The sequence below is a fragment of the Vibrio sinaloensis genome (assembly GCF_023195835.1).
Lineage (GTDB): Bacteria > Pseudomonadota > Gammaproteobacteria > Enterobacterales > Vibrionaceae > Vibrio > Vibrio sinaloensis_C.
Genome location: NZ_CP096200.1, coordinates 1,127,549 through 1,150,726, shown reverse-complemented (window position 1 = coordinate 1,150,726; position 23,178 = coordinate 1,127,549). Strand labels below are relative to the sequence as shown.

General features: G+C 47.4%; 13 protein-coding genes. 3 read left to right on the top strand and 10 right to left on the bottom strand.

What is annotated here, in order from left to right; translation table 11 throughout:
- Positions 1–14: 14 nt before the first annotated feature.
- The 4 genes from MTO69_RS18690 to MTO69_RS18675 all read right to left on the bottom strand — a co-directional run bounded on the left by MTO69_RS18690 (position 15) and on the right by MTO69_RS18675 (position 13,289).
- Positions 15–11,009 carry a DUF11 domain-containing protein gene (locus MTO69_RS18690; protein WP_432715666.1) on the bottom strand — a complete coding sequence of 3,665 codons (10,995 nt, stop codon included), beginning with the start codon at positions 11,007–11,009 and terminating at the stop codon, positions 15–17.
- Between the two features lie 268 nt (positions 11,010–11,277).
- Positions 11,278–11,745: a DM13 domain-containing protein gene (locus MTO69_RS18685; RefSeq protein ID WP_248334916.1), complete on the bottom strand. Its 468-nt coding sequence runs from the start codon at positions 11,743–11,745 to the stop codon at positions 11,278–11,280.
- A gap of 155 nt (positions 11,746–11,900) precedes the next feature.
- Positions 11,901–12,068: a hypothetical protein gene (locus MTO69_RS18680; RefSeq protein WP_248334915.1), complete on the bottom strand. Its 168-nt coding sequence runs from the start codon at positions 12,066–12,068 to the stop codon at positions 11,901–11,903.
- A 12-nt stretch (positions 12,069–12,080) separates the two neighbouring features.
- Positions 12,081–13,289 carry a NupC/NupG family nucleoside CNT transporter gene (locus tag MTO69_RS18675; protein WP_248334914.1) on the bottom strand — a complete coding sequence of 403 codons (1,209 nt, stop codon included), beginning with the start codon at positions 13,287–13,289 and terminating at the stop codon, positions 12,081–12,083.
- Between the two features lie 532 nt (positions 13,290–13,821).
- Here MTO69_RS18675 and MTO69_RS18670 point away from each other — a divergent pair.
- Positions 13,822–14,277, top strand: coding sequence for an exoribonuclease R (locus MTO69_RS18670; protein WP_248334913.1), 456 nt, complete (start codon positions 13,822–13,824; stop codon positions 14,275–14,277).
- A 57-nt stretch (positions 14,278–14,334) separates the two neighbouring features.
- On the opposite strand, the gene tdh is transcribed toward MTO69_RS18670, so the two are convergent.
- The gene (tdh, locus tag MTO69_RS18665) at positions 14,335–15,366 is read right to left on the bottom strand and encodes an L-threonine 3-dehydrogenase (RefSeq protein WP_248334912.1); all 1,032 of its coding nucleotides are present in this window, start codon (positions 15,364–15,366) and stop codon (positions 14,335–14,337) included.
- On the bottom strand, positions 15,366–16,562 hold the full coding sequence (locus MTO69_RS18660) for a glycine C-acetyltransferase (protein WP_248334911.1): 1,197 nt from the start codon (positions 16,560–16,562) through the stop codon (positions 15,366–15,368). Before MTO69_RS18660 ends, tdh begins: the two co-directional genes overlap by 1 nt.
- Before the next feature lie 232 nt (positions 16,563–16,794).
- Here MTO69_RS18660 and MTO69_RS18655 point away from each other — a divergent pair, with 232 nt between their 5' ends.
- Positions 16,795–17,733: a LysR family transcriptional regulator gene (locus tag MTO69_RS18655; RefSeq protein ID WP_248334910.1), complete on the top strand. Its 939-nt coding sequence runs from the start codon at positions 16,795–16,797 to the stop codon at positions 17,731–17,733.
- Here MTO69_RS18655 and MTO69_RS18650 read toward each other — a convergent pair.
- The 4 genes from MTO69_RS18650 to MTO69_RS18635 form a co-directional block, all read right to left on the bottom strand.
- The gene (locus tag MTO69_RS18650; protein WP_248334909.1) at positions 17,679–18,077 is read right to left on the bottom strand and encodes a hypothetical protein; all 399 of its coding nucleotides are present in this window, start codon (positions 18,075–18,077) and stop codon (positions 17,679–17,681) included. The genes MTO69_RS18655 and MTO69_RS18650 overlap by 55 nt on opposite strands.
- 96 nt (positions 18,078–18,173) lie before the next feature.
- Positions 18,174–18,557 (bottom strand): cytochrome b562, encoded by a 384-nt coding sequence (locus MTO69_RS18645; protein ID WP_248334908.1) that lies wholly within the window; start codon positions 18,555–18,557, stop codon positions 18,174–18,176.
- Between the two features lie 81 nt (positions 18,558–18,638).
- Positions 18,639–19,382, bottom strand: coding sequence for a phosphatase (locus MTO69_RS18640; RefSeq protein WP_248334907.1), 744 nt, complete (start codon positions 19,380–19,382; stop codon positions 18,639–18,641).
- A 34-nt stretch (positions 19,383–19,416) separates the two neighbouring features.
- Positions 19,417–19,863 carry an SRPBCC family protein gene (locus MTO69_RS18635; protein ID WP_248334906.1) on the bottom strand — a complete coding sequence of 149 codons (447 nt, stop codon included), beginning with the start codon at positions 19,861–19,863 and terminating at the stop codon, positions 19,417–19,419.
- Between the two features lie 162 nt (positions 19,864–20,025).
- Between MTO69_RS18635 and MTO69_RS18630 the strand changes: the two genes are divergently transcribed.
- Complete coding sequence (locus MTO69_RS18630) at positions 20,026–22,893, top strand: HD domain-containing phosphohydrolase (protein WP_248334905.1); 2,868 nt, start codon at positions 20,026–20,028, stop codon at positions 22,891–22,893.
- Positions 22,894–23,178: the final 285 nt, after the last annotated feature.

Below are 23,178 nucleotides of genomic sequence, written 5' to 3'. Positions count from 1 at the left end.
ATAGTTGTTCACGATTAATCTTCATCCTCTACCGCCACACTGAAATTGAACTTTGTCAGTTTGTTCGGTGATATTCTCTGCACACGTGGGTTCTCACTAATGACTTTCATCCCTGTCGGTAAAGAGTCGGTATCTACCTTAATCAAGAAGTTTTGTCCCTTCTTATCTAATACCCACTGATCGGGCACGTGATAACGGCCATACTCATCGGTTTCAATCACAATTCCCTCAACCGTAAGCAAGCGAACACCAGGCACACCGTCTTCGTAAATCCCCTTGTTCTCAATAACGATCTCCCAAAGGTAGTGATCGCCATCCTTATAGAGATGTCGAGTTACATTGAGATTCTCCGCCGACAAACCTTGCTCTCGGTCGCCAATGTATTGCGTCGAGCGGAGCTCTTGCTTATCAAACACAATTCGGGTGCCCGACTTGGTTACGATGCTGAAATCAAAGCCCTGATCAGTGCGCGTTTCGAACTGAAATACCACTTTATTGCTGTGTGGCAAGGTACGGTTATTCGATAGGCCGAATAGCTTATCTACTCGGTAACCTGCCACCAGTGCCGAGTCTTTCACTACTGTTGATTTCGGCGTATAGGTGCCTGTGGTGTAGTTGTACTGGTATTGACCAGGGTTCATTATCTCGATGCCATAAACTTTAGCCGAATGCTGGCCCTTGTTATGCTCGGTGTCTTGCAAATGCTTTTCAGTCCCTTGATATTGAATGGTGGTCGTACCCGCGATGTAATCTCGGTCATCAATATCCACATTAATGTCAACGTCGAACGCCGTCGCATCCGCCTGGAAACCATCTCTGTTATGGTCTTCAAACACCTTACCTATAATGGAGGCGGTATCGAACACCTTATCAGGCATTACCTCAACGGTTGCTGTGGCTGTGTTGGACTTCTCTTCCAGCGCTCCTAATGCCTGCCCTTCCGGTGGCGCCATCACTACCGCTGAGTTGACATATTTACCAAAAGTCGCGCCGACAGTAACACGTAGTAGGTAGCGGATGCGTACTTGCTCGGTAATCGTCTTCTCTGCCCCACCATAGGCAAGCATGTCACCAACGTTAAAGGTTAGAGAGTTGGTGACTGCTGGATCATCAGTACTGATTACGTCATCGTTGGTATCAAACTGACCGTCCGGACCACTATTGGTTATCTCGGTTGAGCCCGGAACATAGGCAAAACCGGACGGGTAGCGGTCAACCAGCTTAACATTCTTAAATTCTGACTCGTTGTTGTTGACGATGGTCACTTCATATTCAACCACATCACCTACTTGAGCCTCTGTTTTCAGCGCTTGTTTAGCAACAACGAGATCACCTTCGTTATCGGCAAATTTCTTGACGTGAATAGTCACATCGTCCGAACCACTGATTCCCGTCGCAGGATCAGTCACGGTGAAGGTGTTGGTAATATCGTCATCAAGCCCTTTGTTCAGCTGGCCAGTAATCTTAATTTCGTAACCGTTACCCATATATGGCAGCAGATCGAGCGAAAGTGCACCGTCAGGCAACATCAGATCTTTATCAGTAAACTCAGCTTTTTTCTGACCACTTGGCCACTCTTCGATAGTGCCTTTCCAGGTTGTGAACAAGGCATTGCCGTTAGCCCCCACCAGCTTAGTGATTTCATCAACCATTTGCGCGCCAGTGATGGTTGCCGAGCCCTCATTACTCACACGCAGAATGTAAGTCAGCTCTGAGTCGTCGTTTGTGTACTCAGCGTTATCACCTTTATCCGTAGTTTTATCTATAGCAAAGCTAACGGCCTGTGGCGTGATCATCGCACTGACGGTTTCCACTGAAGCATTTCGCGTCGTCGCCGTTGCTGACTGCGCTTCGTCAATCTTATGCGTGGTGTTAACAATCTCACCCATTGCGCGCGAGTCTGTCGTACCCGTTATCGCGATCTCCACCGTGTCACCAGGCGCAATGTCACCGGCAATGTTTATGTCATCATTAGCTGACAAGGTGCCGACGTTAATATTGGTGCGCGGGTCATTACTGGTTGCGCTAATTGTCCAATCGGTAAAGGCACCAACGACTTCACGGTTACCGCTTGCGATATCTGGCCTTGTTGGAACCTTCATTCCTGAGATGGAATTTCGCAGGATAATATCGTTGGCGAAACCTTTACTGTCGTTAAACAGATTAATACGGAAGGTCGCTTGCTGACCTGCGGTGTAAATCGGGTTATCAGCAGATTCGCTAATGACGACGTTGTCAGGCTCAGGAAGCAGAGTTGCCACCGCGCTAGACCGCTGAGGACGGCCACTGTTGTTGATCACCATGGTCGCTTTGTTGTCGATTTGACCGTTAGCAAACTCATTGACCTTGCCTGTGATCACAAGCTCTAAGGTGTCGTTAGGTGCCAGATCTACAGTAGCGTCTACCTCTTTGTTGCTGCCGCTTGGATCCGGAGCGATCTGAGTCAGGTCGCTCCCTTTTTTAACTTCTATATTCCAAGTAGAGAATGCGGCTTCTTTGGCACCGTTGACCGTGTCTACCGTCATGGAAGCGAGTAAATCCTTAACTTGGATACCAGCAACAAACGCTTCGTTCTGGTTGGCAACAATAACTCGGAACACTGACTCTTTACCCGGCTCATAAGTCATCTCGGTATCCGTGCCAGTTTCGCCAACATACTTTTCGAGGGTCAATGAAACCGGTCGATGCTTGATGATCGCCTGAGCAGCTAAGGTTGGTTGACCAGCAAAGTCGACACTCGCCTGGTTGATAATATCCGTTGTCGCATAACGATTCACTGTGCCATCAATGGTAAAGGTCACCGAGCTGTTTGGCGCAATATCAGCCAAGGTATCAATGTCTGGGTTACGACCACTTGGCGTAGATGACAAGGAAGAACTGACATCACTAAACTCGGTCTTAATTGTCCAGCTTTCAAATGCGGTCCCGTTAGTACCATCAACCAGGGTAACCAGTACATCGCTGATGATATCTTTGATTTCCACATCATTAGCAAAGCCTTCACCATCATTGCTCACCGTCACGACAAACTGAGCGCTCTGCCCGGCCTGATAAAACTCGCGGTCGGCCGTTTTCGTTAAGGTAATATCCGCGGGCTTAGGCTTAATGGTCGCGCTTGGCTCGAACTCTTTGCCATCGTATGTCACTTTCGCTCTGTTAACGATTTCGCCAATGGCTTTGGCATCCACCTCACCGTGGATAGTGAAAATCACGGTATCATTCGGAGCCAAATCGATGTTGGTGTTGATATCGCTATTCCAGCCATAGGTTGAAATGTCGACGGAAGTCATCGGGTCGTTGGCCGAATAGTCAACCGTCCAGCGACTAAACGCCTGTCGGTCAACGCCATCTGCAGTCGACACCATTACAGCAGAGATGAGGTCTTCTAACACAATATCATTAGCGAATGCCGCATCCTTGTTGACGATTTTGATTTCAAAACCATTCACTGTTCCCGGAGTGTAGAGTGGGTCGAATGGTTCTTTAGTCACTTCTATAGACGGAACAAGCGGTGTGCTAACGGCATCATCTTCTAGTGTTTTGCCATCGTACTCGACGGTCACCAGATTTCGCACTTCACCAATAATTTCAGGCTTAAGCTGACCTTTAATGGTAATAGTGACAACGTCTTGCGGCTCAATATCGACACTGTGTTCAATGAAGTTAGCCGATAGCGCGGGCAAGTTTGTCGTTCCGTTGGCTGATACCCCACTGATTTCAATTGTTGCAGGGTCGAACACTGAAATCGTGCTGCCATAGATGGTTTCGGCACTGATGCGGTCAACCAAATCAACAACCTTCACGTCGGTCGCCCAAACGCGTTGCGTATTGGTCAAGACAATCGTGTAAGTTAAGGTGTCTTGCGCTTGATAAACGCTCTTATCGACGCTCTTAGAAACCGTCACTTCCGCATCAAGAGGCAAGTATGTTGCTTCATCACTAGAAGGTTCAACATTGTCTGCGGTGACGTTTACACGGTTAGTAATCGCTCCAATCACGTTACTGTTCACCGTCCCTTCTAGGTGAAGTTGGATCTGTGACCCTGGCGCTAAGTTAAACTCACCACTAAAGCCATCAGGTGCGTCAAAGTCAGTTTGCGAAATCACCGCCGTTTTGCTTGCTGTAGGATCAACAATTGTCATCGAGCTTGCTGCTTTGTCCCACGAATCGAATACAGATCCGGTGAGTAGGCTATCTACTACATCAGCGCGAATAGTCGACGCAATATCTTCTACTTTGACGTTTTGCAGGTAACCCGCACCAGTGTTTTCAATCACAATATCAAAGCCGATTGAATCACCCGGTGCGTAAACGGCTGGAGACAATGACGCTTGCTTGGTTACTTTCAGTGCCCCTAGCTCTGGATAGATGAAATGTTGTTGCAGGTCGTATTGCTTATTGTTGACATACAAGGTGTTACCAAACTTGCCAACCGCATCATCTCTGACTTTGCCAACCACTTCAATTTTCAGCACCGTCGGCTCTGAGCCTGCCGCGCCTAATTTTACTATCGCATCAATATCACCGGTGGTTTGAATCGCACTGGCATCATTGTGCACCGCCGTTACATTCGATACGAAGGTTGCTGTCGTCGACCAAGATTGCAATGCTGTTTGCATCGAGCCGTCAGCCGTCTCGACCATGAACTTAGAAACTTCATCTTCAACCCGTACATCAGCATTCGAGTCAGCTCGGTTGGCGATATACATGGTATAACGTACTTCACTACCCGGCGTGTAACTTGGGGTGTCTGTTGACTTAGCAGCGATAATATCCGCTTCGCCCTGTCCCAGCACAATCGAGTTCGAATCCTGTCCATCAACTTTAGCAACATTGGTAATGGTGCCCGTTGCGTCAGCATCCACTGTACCCAACAAACCAAACACCACTTTGTCACCTGGCATCAAGTCGAATGTCGCATCAAGCGGTTTGTTACCCGCGTAATTACCCGAGATTGAGAATCGGTCACTGCTTGGCTGTTCAAGAATCGTGGTTGATAAGCCGCTGAACGCCTTAGCACCTGTTGAGGTGTTGATAGCATTCAGCTTGTCGATAATAGCAACGTCATTAGCGATACCTTCACCACGGTTCTCAACCGTAATTGTGTAGCTCACCTGGCCAGCAGGGTTGTATTCACAGCCACTACCACTATCCGATGGGAAGCGACAGCTACCACCATCCGCCGTCGTATTGGTAACCAGTTTCTCGAATACGAGATCTGGCGCCACTGGCGGGATTTCTGGCGTGGTGACTTCATTGTTGCCAGCCGTTGCCTGGTTAGCATCGATAACACCGAGTGCGTCAGGTCGAATAGTGCCTTTAATGACGAACTTGATCTCTTCACCCGGCGCAATATCGGCAACAATATCTAAATCACCGTTGGCGTCATAAGACGGTAGATAAGTGTCGACATCGCTGTCTATACCATTCGTTATGGTGTGAGTTATTTGTGTATCGTTCAGCGCCTGAGTAACGCCGCCACCTAACACTTCTACCGTGATGTTCGACAGCATGTCACGTAACACGGCGTTATCACGCCAAACAGGTTGAGTATTGGTTACCGTGAAGTGGTAGATGACTTCTTCGCCAGGCTTGTAAGTATCGCCGTTCGAGTAGGGTCTGCCACCAATTGAAATGATCTCTTTACTCACCTCCAGACTTGAGGTTTCTGGCTTGATTTGCGACTTACCAAATCCAGACCCGTTATATTTAGGCGTAATGGTGACCGCGGTCATCGCATCATCACGGATTTGTGATTCAACTTTGATATCAATCCAACCACCCGGAGCAATCGATAGCTTCGCAATGTCGATATCCACATCGCTGCCACCAATGAACGATCCAATATCGGTCACTTCTTCAGTTGATGTCTCAACTGTTACTATCCAACTCGCAGGTTGATAGACCACACCTTGTTGGTTATCGGGTTGGCCTGCTGCGATCTGTGCTAACTTCGATTTCAGCTTACTGAAGCTCTCAGTCAGACTCGCGTCATACTCTGTGCCTTTGCCTTTGTTGTCGAGACGCAAATGGTAGACAACCTTCTGACCATCTGGTGTGTGGTTATAAGTCGTTTTCTGTGCCGCATAACTCGCATCTGTGTATGCTTTGTGCAGCTTTTTCACATCTGGAGCCAGCATATCTACCCTTTCAGAAGGAAGATTATGCTTGTTATTTACCTTAGCGGTGTTCTGGATTGAGCCAACCGCTTTTTCCGAGATCTTAGCTTTGATGGTGTATCTAACAAATGTTCCGTCCGGATCAAACGTACTGCCCGCCAAATCAAATTCAGTATCGATGTTAGCGTTATTCGTCACACTTCCCGCATCCGAGAGAGTTGATTTGTCGACATCGGTTTTGATGGTCCACTGAGTAAAGGCACGACCTGTCGATCCGTCAAAGTACTCTGTGGTGATACCCGCGATATCATCAAAGATCGGCACATCCTTGAGGTGGACGTTGTTCTTGTTGTTAAGCAAGATTTGGTACTCGATGTAGCCGCCCGGAGTGTAACCGCCAGTCAGTTCAGTGGTGCCATCAACATCGTATATTTTGCTAACATGTTTCTCGAACTCGTATTTCTCAGTATCCGCTTTAGACTCGGCACTCACGGTATCGCCATCGACCTTAAGCAAGTTAACAATGTTGCCAACCGCGTTCGGGTTTACCTTTGCTCGGACGATATATTCAATGGTCTCGCCCGGCGGAATTGAGGCGTGAGTATTTATGTCTTGGTTATCAGCAATCGTCTTGTCGAGATCAACTTCAGCATTTGGATTGCCACCAAGCACTTTAGGTTCAATCGTCCAGCCATTTGGGAAAGCTAACCCTTCACTACCATCAATCAAACCCACTTTGATCGTCGAAAGTGTATCGACTACCGGAATATCGTAAGCGCCCCCCTTACCGTCATTCTTGATCGTTAGGTGGTAAGTCAGCTCTGAATCTGGTTGATAGTTTTTCTGCTCTACGGTTTTGGTAAAGGTTAAGTGATAATCGTATGGCTCAACCGTGATACCGCCAATCGTGATGTCACCAACCGCATCATCACGGACTACACCCTCTACGGTGTATAGCACATAGTCTCCACCCGCGACGTCAATCGTTGTGGTTATGTTTTCGTTATCCTTGACGACACCATCTAAAGTACCGTCAGTCGTACCGTCGCCGCCATCGCTGTCTTCTTTTTCTACAGCAACAGAGAAGATGTCATTAAACGGATTAGCATTGGTACCATCGAGCAGCAGAACGCTAATACCCTTGATATTTTCAGCGATTCGATGGTTGTTAAAGTAACCTGTATTTGAGCTCACTTTAACTTTGTAAGTTAACGTATCACCCGGTGCATAAAAGGCACTCTCCTTACCATTTACCAGCAATTCACGAGTCGTCGTGCCACCACTGTCTACTCGCTCCATTTCATGATGAGAAACGTGTGACTCTTCCGTTACCTGTTTGTAATCACGGAAAATATAGGCATCGTTCGCAATGATAGGTTCTAAGACCCCTACACCATTACGTGAACCAATGACATTGTCCTTTACACGAGCTTTGATCTTAACGGTTCGCGTTTCTCCCGCATCAAGAGAAAATGATTCGTTAACACCTCCTGGTGGATAGACCAAGTCTTCATTGGTTTGAGCCTGCCAACCCGCGCCGTCACCATAGTCGAACTGCCAGTATTCAAACGGAGACTGGTCTTCATAGTCTTCAAACTGATTGTTCTTTTGGTTAGCAAGAACCGACTTGATCTCTTTTAGCGGGTCAACCAATTTTAAGTTGTCCGCATTGTTTTCACTGTTGTTTTGCAGATAGATGAAATAGGTAACATCTTCGCCAGGCGTAAAGCGAGTCACATCCGCCGTTTTGAGGATAGAAACGTTCAGCTTAGCGTCACCGCTGTCGCCGATTTCAGCTGTCGCTGATTGATCAAGGTTATTAACCGGGTCGTGAATCTCTACCGTGTTGGAAATTTCTTCCCTTTTATAGTCATTCTTTACCAAACCGCGAATGGTATAGCTGACATAGCCTACACCTTGCGTAGTTTGAGGATCGATATCAATTCGTGTGTCTATATTGCCATTGTCTGGGTAGTTTGACTTAACATCTGGATAGCTACCCGTTTTGAAAGGCGCGTTGTTACTGTCGGTACTGGCTTTAATGGTCCAATCCGAGAAAGCATCCATGCCCGCTATGTCGTCGCTGACTTTCACTTCGTTCGCGTAGCCTGCACCACGGTTGTATACCGTTACATCGAACTCGACCCACTGGCCGGGCACGAACTCATTCTCTTTGGTTGTCTTCACCACCACCACATTGGGCGCTTTCGGATAAACAACCGCCGCGTCCTGCATACCAGACTGTGAATCGGAATCCGGGGTTTCAATCACCGCGCTATTATCAATTCGCTTATAGATGATTTCATCGCCATTGCTGCGGTCAATCTGCGCAGTAATGGTGTAAACCACTTCAACGTTGGGTGCGATCTGAGCAACCGTATCAAGATCTTTGTTATCTTCAAATGTCCCGACATCAGTATATGCGCTGTTACCGTTCAGCAGCGGGTTGTCCGAGATGATGTCGGCGCTAATCGTCCAGGAAGAGAAAACTTTCTTGGTTACATTATCGGGCTCTAGTATCCCAGCCTCAATTGACGAGATAGCGTCTTTGACTTTTACATTGGTCGCGTAGCCATTTCCCTTTGCGTTTATCAGACGTAAACGGTAGGTAATCTCGTTATCGGTTTTCGAGTAACTGGTTCGCTCTGAATGGAAGTTAGCGTCATTGTTGGTTTTGACCTCTTTGATCAAATTGATACTGAAATCACGCGGATCTGACCCTCTGTCAGCATAGACAGAGTCATCCACCGTTACGCTATTCTGGATATGACCGTTTGCCAACGGATTTGTCTTGGCTTCAATGGTATAGATGATGTAACCATGGGGTTCGATAGTCGCGTCGACATCGAGAATATCAGGGCTATTGATGCTACCACTGATACCTGTGTCTGATGCGGTTGAAGGCGAGCCATTTTGTTTGAAGGCTTGCGCCGTAATGGTCCAACTATCAAAGGCTTTGATTGTTGTACCGTAGATATCAACCGTCTCAAGCGTATCGATAGCATCTTCAACATGGACTTGGTCAGCAAAGCCATCCCCATCGTTATCGACACGAATAGTGTAAGTGAGCACATCACCGGAAGAGTAGTAACGTGAGTCAACATCTTTACTCGCGCGCAGGTTATCTTCAGGCATCTGAACACCAGAGCCCTCTTCAGTGACGTTATCGCTACACGCTGGATTGTCATCAACAATTAACCCGACACTCGACTCGTTTACTTCCGCGGTGAGTTTGTAGCTAACAAACTTACCTGGCGCAATGTCTGGTGACACTGTCACTGGAGAGGTAGTCCAAGTGCCATAGCTGTACTGGCCGTGATCGGTGCCCAAATCATCTTCAGCACTAACCGGCTCCAGCTTCCAGCGCTTAAATGCTTGCCCCTGCCCCGCGCCTGCCGCCATATCAGTTTGGACACAGGTTAAGTCATCGACCACTTGTAGGTTGTTAGCAAAATATTTGGATGAGGAGTTAGACACCTTAATCTCGTACTCAACCGTATTGCCCGGAATGTACTCAGACTCTTTGGTGGTTTTTACAATTTTGATTTCCGCGTCGGTGACGTTAAGCGTACGCTCTGCACCAAAAATGTTGCTGATTTGAGCATCTTGCTCTAAATCCCCAGCAGCGCTAAAAATGGCTGCATTGGCGCCTTTAACTTCACCAATAGCGACAGGCGATATGTTGGCTTTGATCTGGTAAGTAATCGACTCATTAGGAAAAATTGAAACCTGGTCATCAAAATCCACATCTGTTTGCGAGCCTAAGTCTTTGTAGCTCGATTGAGAGTTAGCGCCGATATCAGCCACCTCAATACTCCAGTAAGCGAATGGATTACCCGAAAGGTCGCTACTGTTATGTTCCGGCTTAAGGTTATTACCTAAGCCCAAGTCTGAAATCAGTTCATTGATGTTGTGCTTAACATGGTAACCATAAGCAATGCCCTGACCCGTGTTACTGACTTCAACAGTAAAGAGACGTTCAGAACCAACTAGATATGGCGAAGTTTTGTTGAGCGTGTGCTCAATGCTCACAATAGGCTGTGCGGGAGGCGTCGTTCTCTGAGGAGTTTCGATGTCACCATCTTTAGTATGAGCAGTCGCTGAAGTGACAATATCACCAACCAAGTTATCAGCCACCGTGGTTGATATCGTGTAGGTAAGTTTGCCGCCTACTGCCACTTTCGCATCGCTAACTTCTAGATCACCACTAGCGGCAAAGCTGCCCAGTTCGCTGTCACTACCGGTTTTTTTGCCGCTAATGGTGACATTGCTAAATGGGGAGGACGCAGAGCCAGTCACATTTTCTACCGCTAACGACTGAAACGCCTGACTGATATCAAGCCCTTGTACTTGGTAGCTGCCGGTATTGGTTACCGTCAAGGTATAGGTGAGCTGAGCACCAACCTGATACTCACTTTTATCAACCGACAGGTCTAATTCATATTGATACGGGACTGGGGTAAAAATGCTTGGCGTTGTTGGTACGAAGACTTCCGAACTGCCATCACCATCGATATCCGCTCGGACGGTAGTCTTATCGAGGACAATCTCCCCAATAGCCTCACTACTGACGTTTGCCTGCACTTGATAGACAATGTGGCCATATGGAAACAAAACCGCATTTTCAACATTAAGATCGGCATCAACACTGCTAAAAACACCAGGTTTTGAACCCCAACTGCTCGATGCTCCAATGGATAAAGCGCTGAATGCGTTTACGCTGCCCGATTCGCTTTCCACTTTAGTCTGCCAAATGGGATCACTGACTGTAATACCTCGCAACGTTTTGGCGGAGGTATTTTTAATCAAGACTTGATAATCGATCGTCTGCGAGTTTTGATAGTTAGCACTAACAGGACTCACCGTTACTTCGATATCCGCTGCAGACACAGCAAATACCGAGAAGGCTGTCAAAACAGTTATCCAGGTTGAGAAGTAAGAGAAAAGTTGCTTTAACAAAACGTTGTAATCCTATGAGCAATAATCATCTGCACACGATACGTAATCTGGCGAAAGGTGGAGGAAGCTACGCATTATTAGTTTCAGCACTCTAAAAATGTCATTGCTTTGTCAGACTGTATCCGAAGACTGCAAAATGTATCTAATTGTAACAAGCCCAATAAAAACATTAGCGAATCAGTGTTGAGCCGTTGTTGACCTATCGGTAGCGCGCCGAAGTAATAAACTGACCGAATGTTTCACACCAAACCACCACAGTGTTGTAATTTTCGAGTGGAAAATTCTGGGGTAATACCAGCATAAACCGATCAAATGTTTTCACCTCTCCCACTTCAACCATTTGATGTTTAATAGCAGTAAAGTCTTTCTCAGTTTCGATAAAAGTAGGAGAAAAATAGAGGCGGTAATCGGGCCCAGGAGCAAGCTCACCGATAAAAGCGACATGATCTTCGCTTATCGACAGCGAGCCTTCGCCCCAGTGCAGCAAGTCACTATCTCTGCGATCGCGCTGGAAAGTACCGGTGTATAGGGCGTGGTCGGTAATACGCTGAACGTCGTCGACATCCGGTGAAGGCGGTTGAATAACAATAGGCAAGGCGTACACTCCGAGCGCAAAGCCTATCGCTAAACTCATCAGATGGGTGATGAGTAGCAAAGTCCTTTTCATAGCGATACTCACTACATAACATATACAGTCAAATGTATATGATTTTTAATGAGATATCAGCTAAATGCGATTGAGTTACTGGGAAGTTAACACTGTTTTTCTGCCAAAGTCACATTTACATCAGTTATAGACGGCGGTGTAACAACTAAACCGTCTTACGCAATCAGTGCGGCACCGTGCAAAACAATCACCGTGGCCGTCAGTTTGGCGCGCATCGATTGGTAGCCTGTCGGTTGGTCTTCTTTCTCGGTTTTGCGCACCACTTGCTCGGCAAACCATACTAAGCCCGAATAATTTTCTATTCGGGCTTTTTGTTTAGTCATGGCGCAGTTGAATTAAAGCAAGATAAAGATGCCGGCCAGACAAGCGCTCATTAGGTTGGCTAACGTACCGGCAAGGACCGCTTTAATGCCGAGATTGGCCACTTCAGAGCGTCGATCTGGCGCAATAACACCGATTGACCCTAGTTGAATTGCGATTGAACCAATATTGGCGAATCCACATAAGGCGAAGGTTACAATCACTTGAGTATGTTCAGACAATAGTGCTTTGTGTTCGACAAAGTCGATAAAGGCCACAAATTCATTCAAGACTATCTTTTGGCCGATGTAGGAGCCGGCCATCAACACCTCGTTGGCGGGTACACCAATCACCCAAGCAAGTGGGGCAAACAGATAACCAAATAGTGCTTGAAGGGTGATGCCACCAAAGCCCACAGCTTCGCCAAGAGTTTCTAGCCCTGTATTGACCATAGCAATCACGCTAACGAAAGCGATGAGCATAGTACCTACAGCGACCGCCACCTTCATGCCATTCATGGCACCGCTTGCCAACGCATCGATCACATTGCTCTCTTGCGCTTTGTCCATTTCGATATCGGACTGATCGATAGGCGTGTCGCGCTCGGGAACAATGATTTTTGCCATCATCAAACTGCCCGGAGCCGCCATGAAACTCGCCGCAATCAAATATTTCAGCTCTACACCTAAGCCCGCATAGCCACCTAATACGCTCCCCGCAACGGAGGCCATACCACCAGCCATCACCGCAAACAGTTCAGAGCGTGTCATACGCGAAAGGAAAGGACGAACTAGCAGTGGTGATTCACCTTGCGAGAGGAATATGTTACCCGTTGCCACCAAAGACTCCGCTTTGCTGGTTCCCAAAAATTTCTGGATGGCACCGCCGATAAACGCGATGACTTTTTGCATTATGCCCAAGTAGTAAAGGGCGGAAATGAGAGCACTGAAAAAGATGATGATAGGAAGAACGCGAACCGCGAAAATGAAACCGCTGTTGGCAAGATCGCCAAAGAGAAATGCGATCCCTTCGTCGGCAAACCCGAGCAAACTTGAGACGCCACCACTCAAACTGGTTAGCGCCGCTTGCCCCCATGGGAAATAGAGCACTAATGCGGCAAACGCGACTTGAAGCAGTAACGCGCGCGACACGGTTTTCCAATTAATCGCACCACGACTTTCTGACAACAAAACAGCACAAAGCAGCAGAACCGCGATTCCGATTAAACCAAATAAAACATTCATTAAAGATTACCTCTACAAGCATTGAATTAGCAGCTGGTCCGGTCCGTGGGGTCATTCACCATTCCGTGTGACGGCTTGTATTGGTAGAGCTGTGATTCTCAACCGGGCGGAAAGTATAGCGCCCCAAATGAGACTTTCATCACATATTTTCACGCAAACGTTCAAGCGCACAATAAACGTTCAAAAGCGAGCAAATTAAGTAGGCAATAAAGGTCACTGGTTTAAATTAGTGTTTACTTATATGGAGTTAGCGCGATAAATATTTTGGACAGAGATCACAGTGACATAAAAATCGAGCGTTTTTTTAGCCGATTTACTGGCGTAATTATCAATAGCTTCTAGTTTTAGTTAGGTAATACTTAACGTGCTCATCAGAACAGGCTGGCACACTAATAACGTCTAGGCTAAACCCACACACAAACCCCGCCAATGTGCGGGGTTTGCCGTTTCTAACACTCTGGCTGAGGGGCAACTGGTAATTTGTCGCCACCACGCTAGAATACCCAGCTAAATTTCTTGCCTGAGAGCGATTATGTCACTTGATTATACTTACGATGCCCTATCTTCGATGCGCCGAGAAGAGCTTGAAGAACTGAGCTTACGCATGATTCATCGTCTGGTTCCAGAGGAATCGATGTCAGAGCTGTTTACGTTTGATAGTGATGAGGTCACCTCACCAGATAAGCAGCAAGAAGCGCAATTTGATGCCATGTTGCGCATGAGTGCGATTGCGCTGAGCGAACTTCCCGCACTGTTTTCAGAATCAGAGAACAAGCAGCAAAACATCCTACGCATGCAACGCTTATTGCTGTGGCATTTCTACGCGGTCTCTTTTCACTTAGAACAAGCCATTGCGCTTGAAACCCACTGTAATCATGTTGAGGTGCTACTCAAGCAGCCACCACAGAACGCGTTGGAATGGGTCACGACTCTGACCGCTCTACTTCGTCAATATGCACAAGTCGCACAAAAAAAAAGTAACAATTAACAGTAAAAAGCCGAGCGTTGAGCTCGGCTATAAACACTTTCTTTATGCTGTTGGGGATTACTCCCAATCAAGAATAACTTTACCAGACTGGCCGCTACGCATAACGTCAAAGCCTTGTTGGAAGTCGTCAATCTTGTAATGGTGAGTTATGATTGGCGATAGATCTAAGCCAGACTGAATCAAGCTTGCCATCTTGTACCAAGTCTCGAACATTTCACGTCCGTAAATACCTTTGATGACCAAGCCTTTGAAGATAACCTGGTTCCAATCGATGCCCATGTCTGATGGTGGAATACCGAGTAGCGCAATACGACCACCGTGGTTCATTGTCTGTAGCATTGAGTTAAATGCTGAAGGTACGCCAGACATCTCAAGACCCACATCAAAGCCTTCCGTCATACCAAGCTCACCCATCACGTCTTCAAGTTTCTGCTCAGCAACATTGACTGCGCGAGTGACACCCATCTTACGAGCCAGGTCTAGTCGGTATTCGTTGACATCAGTAATCACCACGTGACGCGCGCCAACGTGTTTCGCCACTGCCGCGGCCATAATACCGATAGGACCAGCACCTGTGATCAGGACATCTTCACCGACTAGGTCGAACGATAACGCTGTGTGTACCGCGTTACCGAACGGGTCAAAAATGGAGGCTAGATCGTCAGAGATCCCCTCAGGGATCTTAAACGCGTTGAAGGCTGGGATCACTAGGTATTCGGCAAATGCCCCTTCACGGTTGACGCCCACGCCGACTGTGTTGCGACACAAGTGAGTACGGCCGCCACGACAGTTACGACAGTGGCCACAGGTAATGTGCCCTTCGCCTGACACGCGGTCACCGATTTCAAAACCACGCACTTCTTGACCAATACCGACGACTTCACCCACATACTCGTGGCCAACAACCATAGGTACAGGAATGGTCTTTTGCGACCACTCATCCCAGTTGTAGATATGAACGTCAGTACCACAAATCGCGGTTTTCTTAATTTTGATCAGGATGTCGTTGTGACCAAGCTCAGGCTTGTCGACTTCAGTCATCCAAATGCCTTCTTCAGGCTTCAATTTTGAGAGTGCTTTGATTTTCATTATTTGATGATCTCCATGTCAAGGCCCACTTCAATAAAGGCATCGATAGCGCGATCGAGTTGCTCACGAGAATGTGCCGCTGACATTTGGGTACGAATACGAGCCTGACCTTTTGGTACCACAGGGAAAGAGAAGCCGATAACGTAGATGCCTTTTTCTAGCGCGCGTTCAGCAAACTCAGCCGCGACTTTTGCATCACCCAGCATGATTGGGATAATAGCGTGGTCAGCGCCGCCCATAGTAAAACCCGCCGCTTCCATACGTGTGCGGAAATGTGCCGCGTTTTCCCATAGACGGTCGCGCAGGTCGCCGCTCTCTTCAAGTAGGTCAAGAACGCGGATGGACGCATTCACGATTGCTGGCGCCACTGAGTTAGAAAATAGGTATGGACGCGAGCGTTGACGCAGCCAGTCGATCACTTCTGCTTTGCCAGAGGTGTAGCCGCCAGAAGCGCCGCCCATTGCTTTGCCTAGGGTACCTGTGATGATGTCGATACGGTCGACAACATCGTGATACTCGTGCGTACCTGCACCGGTTTTGCCCATAAAGCCAACCGCGTGCGAGTCATCGACCATAGTCAACGCGCCGTACTTGTCAGCAAGGTCACAGATGGCAGGAAGGTTAGCGACTACGCCGTCCATTGAGAATACGCCATCCGTAACGATGAGAATATGGCGCGCACCCGCCTCTTTTGCAGCGATAAGTTGCTGCTCTAGCTCTTGCATGTTGTTGTTTGCGTAACGGAAACGCATCGCTTTACACAGACGCACACCGTCAATGATTGAAGCATGATTCAGTGCATCAGAAATGATCGCATCTTCTTTGCCGAGAATGGTTTCAAACAGTCCCGCGTTAGCATCGAAGCAAGAGGTGTAAAGGATAGTGTCTTCTTTACCCAAGAACTTAGACAGCTTTTGTTCGAGTTCTTTATGGATGTCTTGAGTACCACAGATAAAGCGCACCGATGCCATACCAAAGCCGTGCACATCCATGCCCTCTTTACCAGCTTCAATTAGATCAGGATGATTCGCCAGGCCAAGATAGTTGTTGGCGCAGAAGTTCAATACTTCCTCACCACTGGCGATTTTCACTGCCGCTTGCTGTTGAGAAGTGATAACACGCTCTGATTTGTAAAGACCTTCCGCCTTTACTTCTTCAATTTGTTGTTTGATTTGGTCGTAGAATGCAGAGGACATTTCCAATTCCTTGTTCGTTATTGTCGTCAGCTAGGCTGATGCATTGTCTTCAGCATAGCTGTTGAAGACAGAAATTTGGTTTGATAAGTGTAATCTAAGCTTAGAATTTTCATTATCCGTTCAGTTGGAAAAACATTAGTGAATCCAAAGCACAAATAATGGCGTTTAATGATGACGCTAAAGGAGCCGCAGGGTAAACTAGCTCATCCCTACTGCAACCCGATGTAAGCTGATGAAAAACACCCAACTGATTGCCCTGCTGCCCGATCTCGCCAGTTTTATCTTGATCGTCGATGAGGGCAGCTTTACCGCCGCCGCGAAACAGCTCAACGTCACCCCTTCGGCACTGAGTAAACTGGTGACAAGGTTGGAGGGCGCACTCTCGGTTAAGCTGTTTGAACGAACCACACGCAAATTGATCATTACTCGCGCCGGGCAACAGGTGTACGATCAAGCTAGGGTGATGGTGAATGCCGCCAAACAAGCGGTTGAGATCTCAACCACCCAGCATCAAGCGTTAAGTGGCGCGCTAACCGTCGCGGCGCCAGAAGCCTTCTTAAACTCTGTACTGCAGCCGCATGTGATGCCCTTTTTAAAGCAGTACCCGGATATTCAGCTCAAGCTTCGTGTCGCCGATGGCGAAATCGACTTAATCCGTGATGGCATTGATGTGGCGTTCAAGCTAACCGATAAGCCAGACGAGAACTTAGTATTAAAAGAAGTGAGCAAAACCAATCTGGTGCTGTGTGCCAGCCCGCAATACATCGCTCAACGAGGTATGCCTAATCATCCGACGCAGTTGCTCGATCATGACTGCTTGTATCTAGCCGAAACCGACCGCGACCATATTTGGGATTTTTTTAAAGAAGACGAATATCACTCGGTACCCGTCAGTGGCCGATATGCAGTCAACCATTCGCAGATGCGTTTAACCGGGGTAAAAAACGCACTGGGTATTGGAATTTTCCATGATTTCGTGATTGCCGATGCACTGCAAAAAGGTGAAGTGGTCCCTGTATTGGCCGACTGGACGATCAAAAGTAATTATCATGGTGCGATCGCACTGCAATACGCACAGACCAAATACATGCCGGCAAGATTAAGAACGTTTATTGATTATATCAGCGAGAAGTTAGTGGGAGAGAGTCGTAACGGGACAGCATTGAACTGAGCACGCGGCGGCGCGCGTGGGATAGCGAGCTGAAAGCGTTCACTTAGAGCCAAAAAAGTGTACGCATCGAACTTCGCTAAAGTGGTTCTGCGTGCGTGTTGGGGTGTTGGAAAAGCATCTTGATGAAAGCAAGAGAAATGGCTGAAAGGACACGGCTTACTGTGTTGAGTTTGTGCCGTACCCTCTTCAATCTGAACCAGTTCGAAACCGTTAATGGTACAGAGCGTCGCCCATACGCCAGCACTGGCGCCGTGGGCATTAATCACTGGCATCAGAGTCACAAGCACCCAGCTAAGGGCACTTGCAAACAACATGTTACGCTTGAAGTTAGACGCTCTGATCATGGTCGCTCTCAACGGTTAGAGCGCCAATATATAATTTCTTGTTAACAAGCTCAGTAAGTTAGAGTGAAAAATCCTGCTTTGATCATGGTTTTTCTGTTAACCAAAAATCTTGCTCCAGATACTTGGGTTACGCTTATCATGGTACTCTTCACGTAACGCATCGACTTCTCTAAGCGCTTGTTTCGCCGCAGCCAAATCTCCATCGCTCAGCTTAGCATCCACTTTTGCTAACGCTACTGAGAGCTTGTTGAAGCCCTCTAAATAGAGATCTGTTTTCTCTGGTGGGTACTCTCCTTGCTTGGATTGCTCAACAAGCGAGGTTAAATTGGCAATGGCAACCTGCATCGGCTCGATTTGCTCGGCCTGAGCCGCTTGCTTGAACTCGACTTTCATCTGCTTCATTGTCGCTTTTAGGTCAAAGTCTGCTGCGTACGTTTGGGCCGACAAAGCGATGGCAAAAATGGGAAGTAACTTTTTCATTGTTGTTATTCTGTCTAAGTGATCCGAAGCGACAAGTCTACTGGAAGCGCAGAGCGATAATAAATCGATTTTTGTATCAAGTTATAAATCTTGATACTCGCTGATCGTATCTCGGCCACGCAGCGCCAAAAAATCCAAAAATTGCTTGGCGGAATGAGTAATGACTTGTCCGCTTTCTACCCCGACTTCATCAAGCATTTGTGACACTAAGTTCAGATTGCCTATATCTGCACAAAAATGTGCATCACTGCCGGTGGTAAAGAACACACCGATTTGTTTACCCAGCTCTGCTATCTGATAACACCTCTCGACACTCCCCACACGGCTATTGCCTTTTAAAGTGGTGTTGTTGATTTCAATCGCCACATTGTACTGTTTCGCGCATTGCAGCACTGGTTCAAAATCGAAATCGAAGTTGGGATTGCCAAGATGACCGAGCGCATCCACATTGCCACTCTTAATGGTATTGATTAATGCTTGGGTATGGGTGTGCTTATCACTTGGGATAAATACTGGCTCGTGGAAACTGCCAATCACCCAGTCCAGGCTTTTATAAGAGCTAGGATGGACATCTATGTCGCCAGCAAGATTGAGAATGTTCGCTTCAACGCCTCGAATGACCGCGATTTCGTCAATAAACCGAGGTAACACACGTTGATTGGAAAAGAACCAGTAGTGCGGCGCGCCGGGCATAGACTCGGCATGATCCGTAGTACAAAACATGGTAAGGCCATTCTGTTTTGCGCTGCGCGCATTTTCAATCAGGGTGCTATACGCATGACCACTGGCATAGGTGTGCGTATGAGTATCAACGACTAATTTCATTTTCTACCACATTGTCTAACTAGGAAGCGCTATGTTAACAGTCTTGCTCGGAAAGTGCCTTAATCAATGGCAGCGCCTGTTCCCAGCCACGGTTAAACATAGCGACAAAATCTGGATGCGTTTCTATGGTTACGGTCAGCAACACGGATTCGTCCGTTTGCTCGATATGATAACACTCTTTGCTACCGATCCATTTTGTCGCCGAGTCGCTATCGAGCTGCTGCACTCTGTCGGGGCTAAACACCGCAACGTGGTGATATTCTAGACGCTTGTTCGGCTCAATCACGTCAATGACGGCGCGAGTACCACCGGTATCAGGGTCAAAAAACAAGATCTGCTCGCCTTGTGCCCACTGGCCTGAAAACTGTGATTTGGGAGAAAATGCGCTCGCCCACTGGCCATAGGACTCTGGGCTGATCAATGTCTCCCAGACGGTTTCCGCTGTGGCATCCACCTCGATTTGATAGGTCAAACTCAACATAAATATCCCTTTTTAGTTAGTTCTTATTGGTTATAGACCACTTTTTGCTCTTTTCTAGCGTTCGCTACTGTAAAACAACGAGATAACAGAAATATGGCTGACTTTTTTGCAGGTTGGTGAGTTTGTTCGATACTTAAGAGGTGTTCACTTTGTGGTGTTTTTATGAAAAAGCAACGCTACTCGCTTAGTATGCATATTACAACGCTGTTTTTGGTTCTCACCTCCTTGGTGGGGGTTGTGCTTATTGCCATTAGCTATCAGCATGCACAACAGCTATTAACTAGCAGCGCAAAAGAGTTGAGTCGAGAAAATAGCCGTAAGTTGGAGTCGACGTTCCAAGTGAGAGCAGGCCCTATCTTCACCACCTTGGACTTTATGGCGCTCAGCGATAGCATAACAAACTTTGCTGCGCCCTCTAATCACCCTAGATTTTGGCGCTCTTTGCAACTCATCTTTGAGCGCAACCCGGGCGTCGTCGCCCTCTTTTATGTCAATGAGCAAGGCGACTTCACTATCGCAAGAGAGCTTCGTAGCAGCAGCGACTATAGCGAGTTTGACGCTCCGCTATCAGCCTCAATTATGGTCAATGTCGCGCTCCACAGCGGCAGTAACGAATTCTTCTTTTTAGACAAAAACCTAGAACAAGTCGGCTATCGAAATAGTAACGACAATACGTTTGATCCACGCAACCGTTCTTGGTATCAAAACGCCGCTGCGGACGGGCTTATCCGGCTGTCTGAGCCTTATGCCTTTTACTTTTTAAAGACAACCGGAGTGACCCTGTCTCGACGTTCAGCCGACGGCAAAAGCGTGGTTGGCGCCGATTTTACCCTGTCATCGCTGTCAGAGCAGTTGAGTCAAATGGGCTACTCTTCCAACACCCAACTGATGCTATTCGACGACCAATTTGAGGTACTGGGCCACCACAATACTGGCCTCAAGGACGATCAGTTGACCCAGCCACATTTATCTAAGACAGTGTTCGCGTCAGTGCTTAACCGTCTTTCTAGTCAAATACTGTATGAAACACCTGAATACCAGCAGCAGCGATGGTCGGTGACTCTCACGCCAGTTCAGCTCAACAGCACTACGAGACTATTATTGGCCGAGGCAACGCCGCAAGACGATCTCCTCAGGCCACTACTCTCACTGCGTGACAAGCAGGTCACGGTCGCCATGGTGTTATTGTCGCTGAGTTTCGTAGTGGTTTGGTTTGTGGCCAAAAGGCTAGCTCAACCACTGCAAGCTTTGATGCATCAAACCGACAATATTGCCCGCTTTGATTTCAAGAAAACCCGCTACTCGCGCAGCATGATAAAAGAGGTGGCCAACCTCACTAAGTCAATTGAGCTGATGGAGCATACTCTGTTTGACTTGCTCAGGTTGCTGCGTGAAACCGCCAGCAATCAAGACTTCTCGGTACTGGCAAAAACTATCGCTCACCAAAGCTTTCTGGTCACTCGCGCAGAAACCATAGTGCTGTTTACCAAAGATGAAAAACAACACCTTTTAACCAGCGTGGCCAATCACGCCATCATACCATTCAAAATCGATATCAATACCTTGATCGACTCTATTCCCTGGGTAAGAACGGAGCTCAAGAAAGGCGAGATAGTTCACCTAAACCGTGACGACGTCGGGTTAGCCAAATTCCGTGAGCAACTTTATAATTCGGATGTTTATCTGTTTCCATTACACAACCGAGAGAAAGCCTTAGTCGGCGTACTATTGCTTGGCTACGAACGTGCTATCACTCCAGAGCAGTCAGACAAACACGCGTTCCTCAAAGAGCTATTGAGTTTTGGTGAAATTGCCAAAGAAAACATCGACCGCATTGAGCAACAAAAAGAGATGCTCAATGCCTTTGTTGAGCTGATCGCCTCGGCCATCGATACCAAGTCGCCCTACACGGGCAGTCACTGCCAACGGGTACCTGAGCTGACGAAAATGTTAGTCACCGCTGCGGATAAAGATAAGCAGTATTTCCCCATATTTTCCATGTCCAAAGATCAATGGGAGGCACTGCATCTTGCCTCTTGGTTGCATGACTGCGGCAAAGTCACCACACCAGAGTATGTGATTGATAAAGCGACCAAACTCGAAACCATCTACGACAGAATCCACGAAATAAGAATGCGCTTTGAGCTGCTCAAGTCCCAAGCCGAGATTGAATATTGGCAAGGCATCGCGGGCGGCGGCGACGAAATACAGCTTAAGCAGGCGTTGAGCGATAAGCACCAGCAACTGGATGATGATTTTGCCTTCATTGGCCAATGTAATATTGGCAGCGAATCAATGAGTGATGAAGCGGTAGAGCGTCTGAAGCGCATCAGTCAGTACACCTGGACAAGAACACTGGATGACCAAATCGGGGTGTCCTGGATTGAGAAGCAGCGCGCCGGTCACAAAGCTCAACTGCCAGTGCAAGAGCCTCTGCTCAGTGACAAACCGGTCCACTTCGTGACTTGGCAACAAGACGCCAAACCGCAAGATATCTGGCAAGAGACGTTTGTGCTAACGCCAGGCGAGCTTAAATACAATCGCGGCGAACTGTACAACCTCTCGGTCACACGCGGTACGTTAAACGATGAAGAGAGATTCATTATCAATGACCATATTATTCAAACCATTATGATGCTGAACCGCCTACCCTACCCAGAGCATCTCAAACAAGTGCCCGAATATGCGTGTGGGCATCATGAGCGTATGGATGGTAAGGGCTATCCGAGAGGTCTAAGTGAAGAGCAATTATCTATTCCTGCCCGAGTCATGGCGATTGCCGATGTGTTTGAAGCACTGACATCCAGCGACCGTCCTTATAAGAAAGGCAAAACGCTCTCTGAGTCGGTCGACATCATGACCGATATGGCGATTAGCGGACATATCGACCCGAAACTCTATTTGCTGTTTTTAGAGCAAGAGATAGATCAAAGCTATGCCAAGCGTTTCTTAAATGAAGAACAACAAGGTTCGATTGACCGAGCTCAGCATATTCTACGGGTCAAGAGCTATCTGAGAAGTCAGTTTTAAACCCAACGCTGAAGAGTCAAATTTAGAGTAAAAACGTAAAATTAGTCTATTAGGCTTAAAACGAAGTGATTAGCGTAATATCAATGCCTTAGCTAACAAATGTGTCATTATTTAATCGATTGCCCGCTCAAAGGTTGATGTATATCAAAGAGTCATAGACAATACCCTGCCAACTGAGGATTCAGCTCTCAATTTTCACACCATTTTTTGTGATACGGAGAGGTTTGGCGTGTTTATTCTGTTTTGCCTATTAATACGATAGGCAGAGCCGACTTTATACTTTTA

Coding starts and splice junctions, on each gene's coding strand:
- MTO69_RS18640 (WP_248334907.1), bottom strand. CDS start 19,382: ATGAAATTAGTCGTTGATACTCATACGCACACCTATGCCAGTGGTCAT.
- MTO69_RS18680 (WP_248334915.1), bottom strand. CDS start 12,068: ATGACTAAACAAAAAGCCCGAATAGAAAATTATTCGGGCTTAGTATGG.
- MTO69_RS18630 (WP_248334905.1), top strand. CDS start 20,026: ATGAAAAAGCAACGCTACTCGCTTAGTATGCATATTACAACGCTGTTT.
- MTO69_RS18655 (WP_248334910.1), top strand. CDS start 16,795: ATGAAAAACACCCAACTGATTGCCCTGCTGCCCGATCTCGCCAGTTTT.
- MTO69_RS18650 (WP_248334909.1), bottom strand. CDS start 18,077: ATGATCAGAGCGTCTAACTTCAAGCGTAACATGTTGTTTGCAAGTGCC.
- MTO69_RS18670 (WP_248334913.1), top strand. CDS start 13,822: ATGTCACTTGATTATACTTACGATGCCCTATCTTCGATGCGCCGAGAA.
- tdh (WP_248334912.1), bottom strand. CDS start 15,366: ATGAAAATCAAAGCACTCTCAAAATTGAAGCCTGAAGAAGGCATTTGG.
- MTO69_RS18660 (WP_248334911.1), bottom strand. CDS start 16,562: ATGTCCTCTGCATTCTACGACCAAATCAAACAACAAATTGAAGAAGTA.
- MTO69_RS18675 (WP_248334914.1), bottom strand. CDS start 13,289: ATGAATGTTTTATTTGGTTTAATCGGAATCGCGGTTCTGCTGCTTTGT.
- MTO69_RS18635 (WP_248334906.1), bottom strand. CDS start 19,863: ATGTTGAGTTTGACCTATCAAATCGAGGTGGATGCCACAGCGGAAACC.
- MTO69_RS18645 (WP_248334908.1), bottom strand. CDS start 18,557: ATGAAAAAGTTACTTCCCATTTTTGCCATCGCTTTGTCGGCCCAAACG.
- MTO69_RS18685 (WP_248334916.1), bottom strand. CDS start 11,745: ATGAAAAGGACTTTGCTACTCATCACCCATCTGATGAGTTTAGCGATA.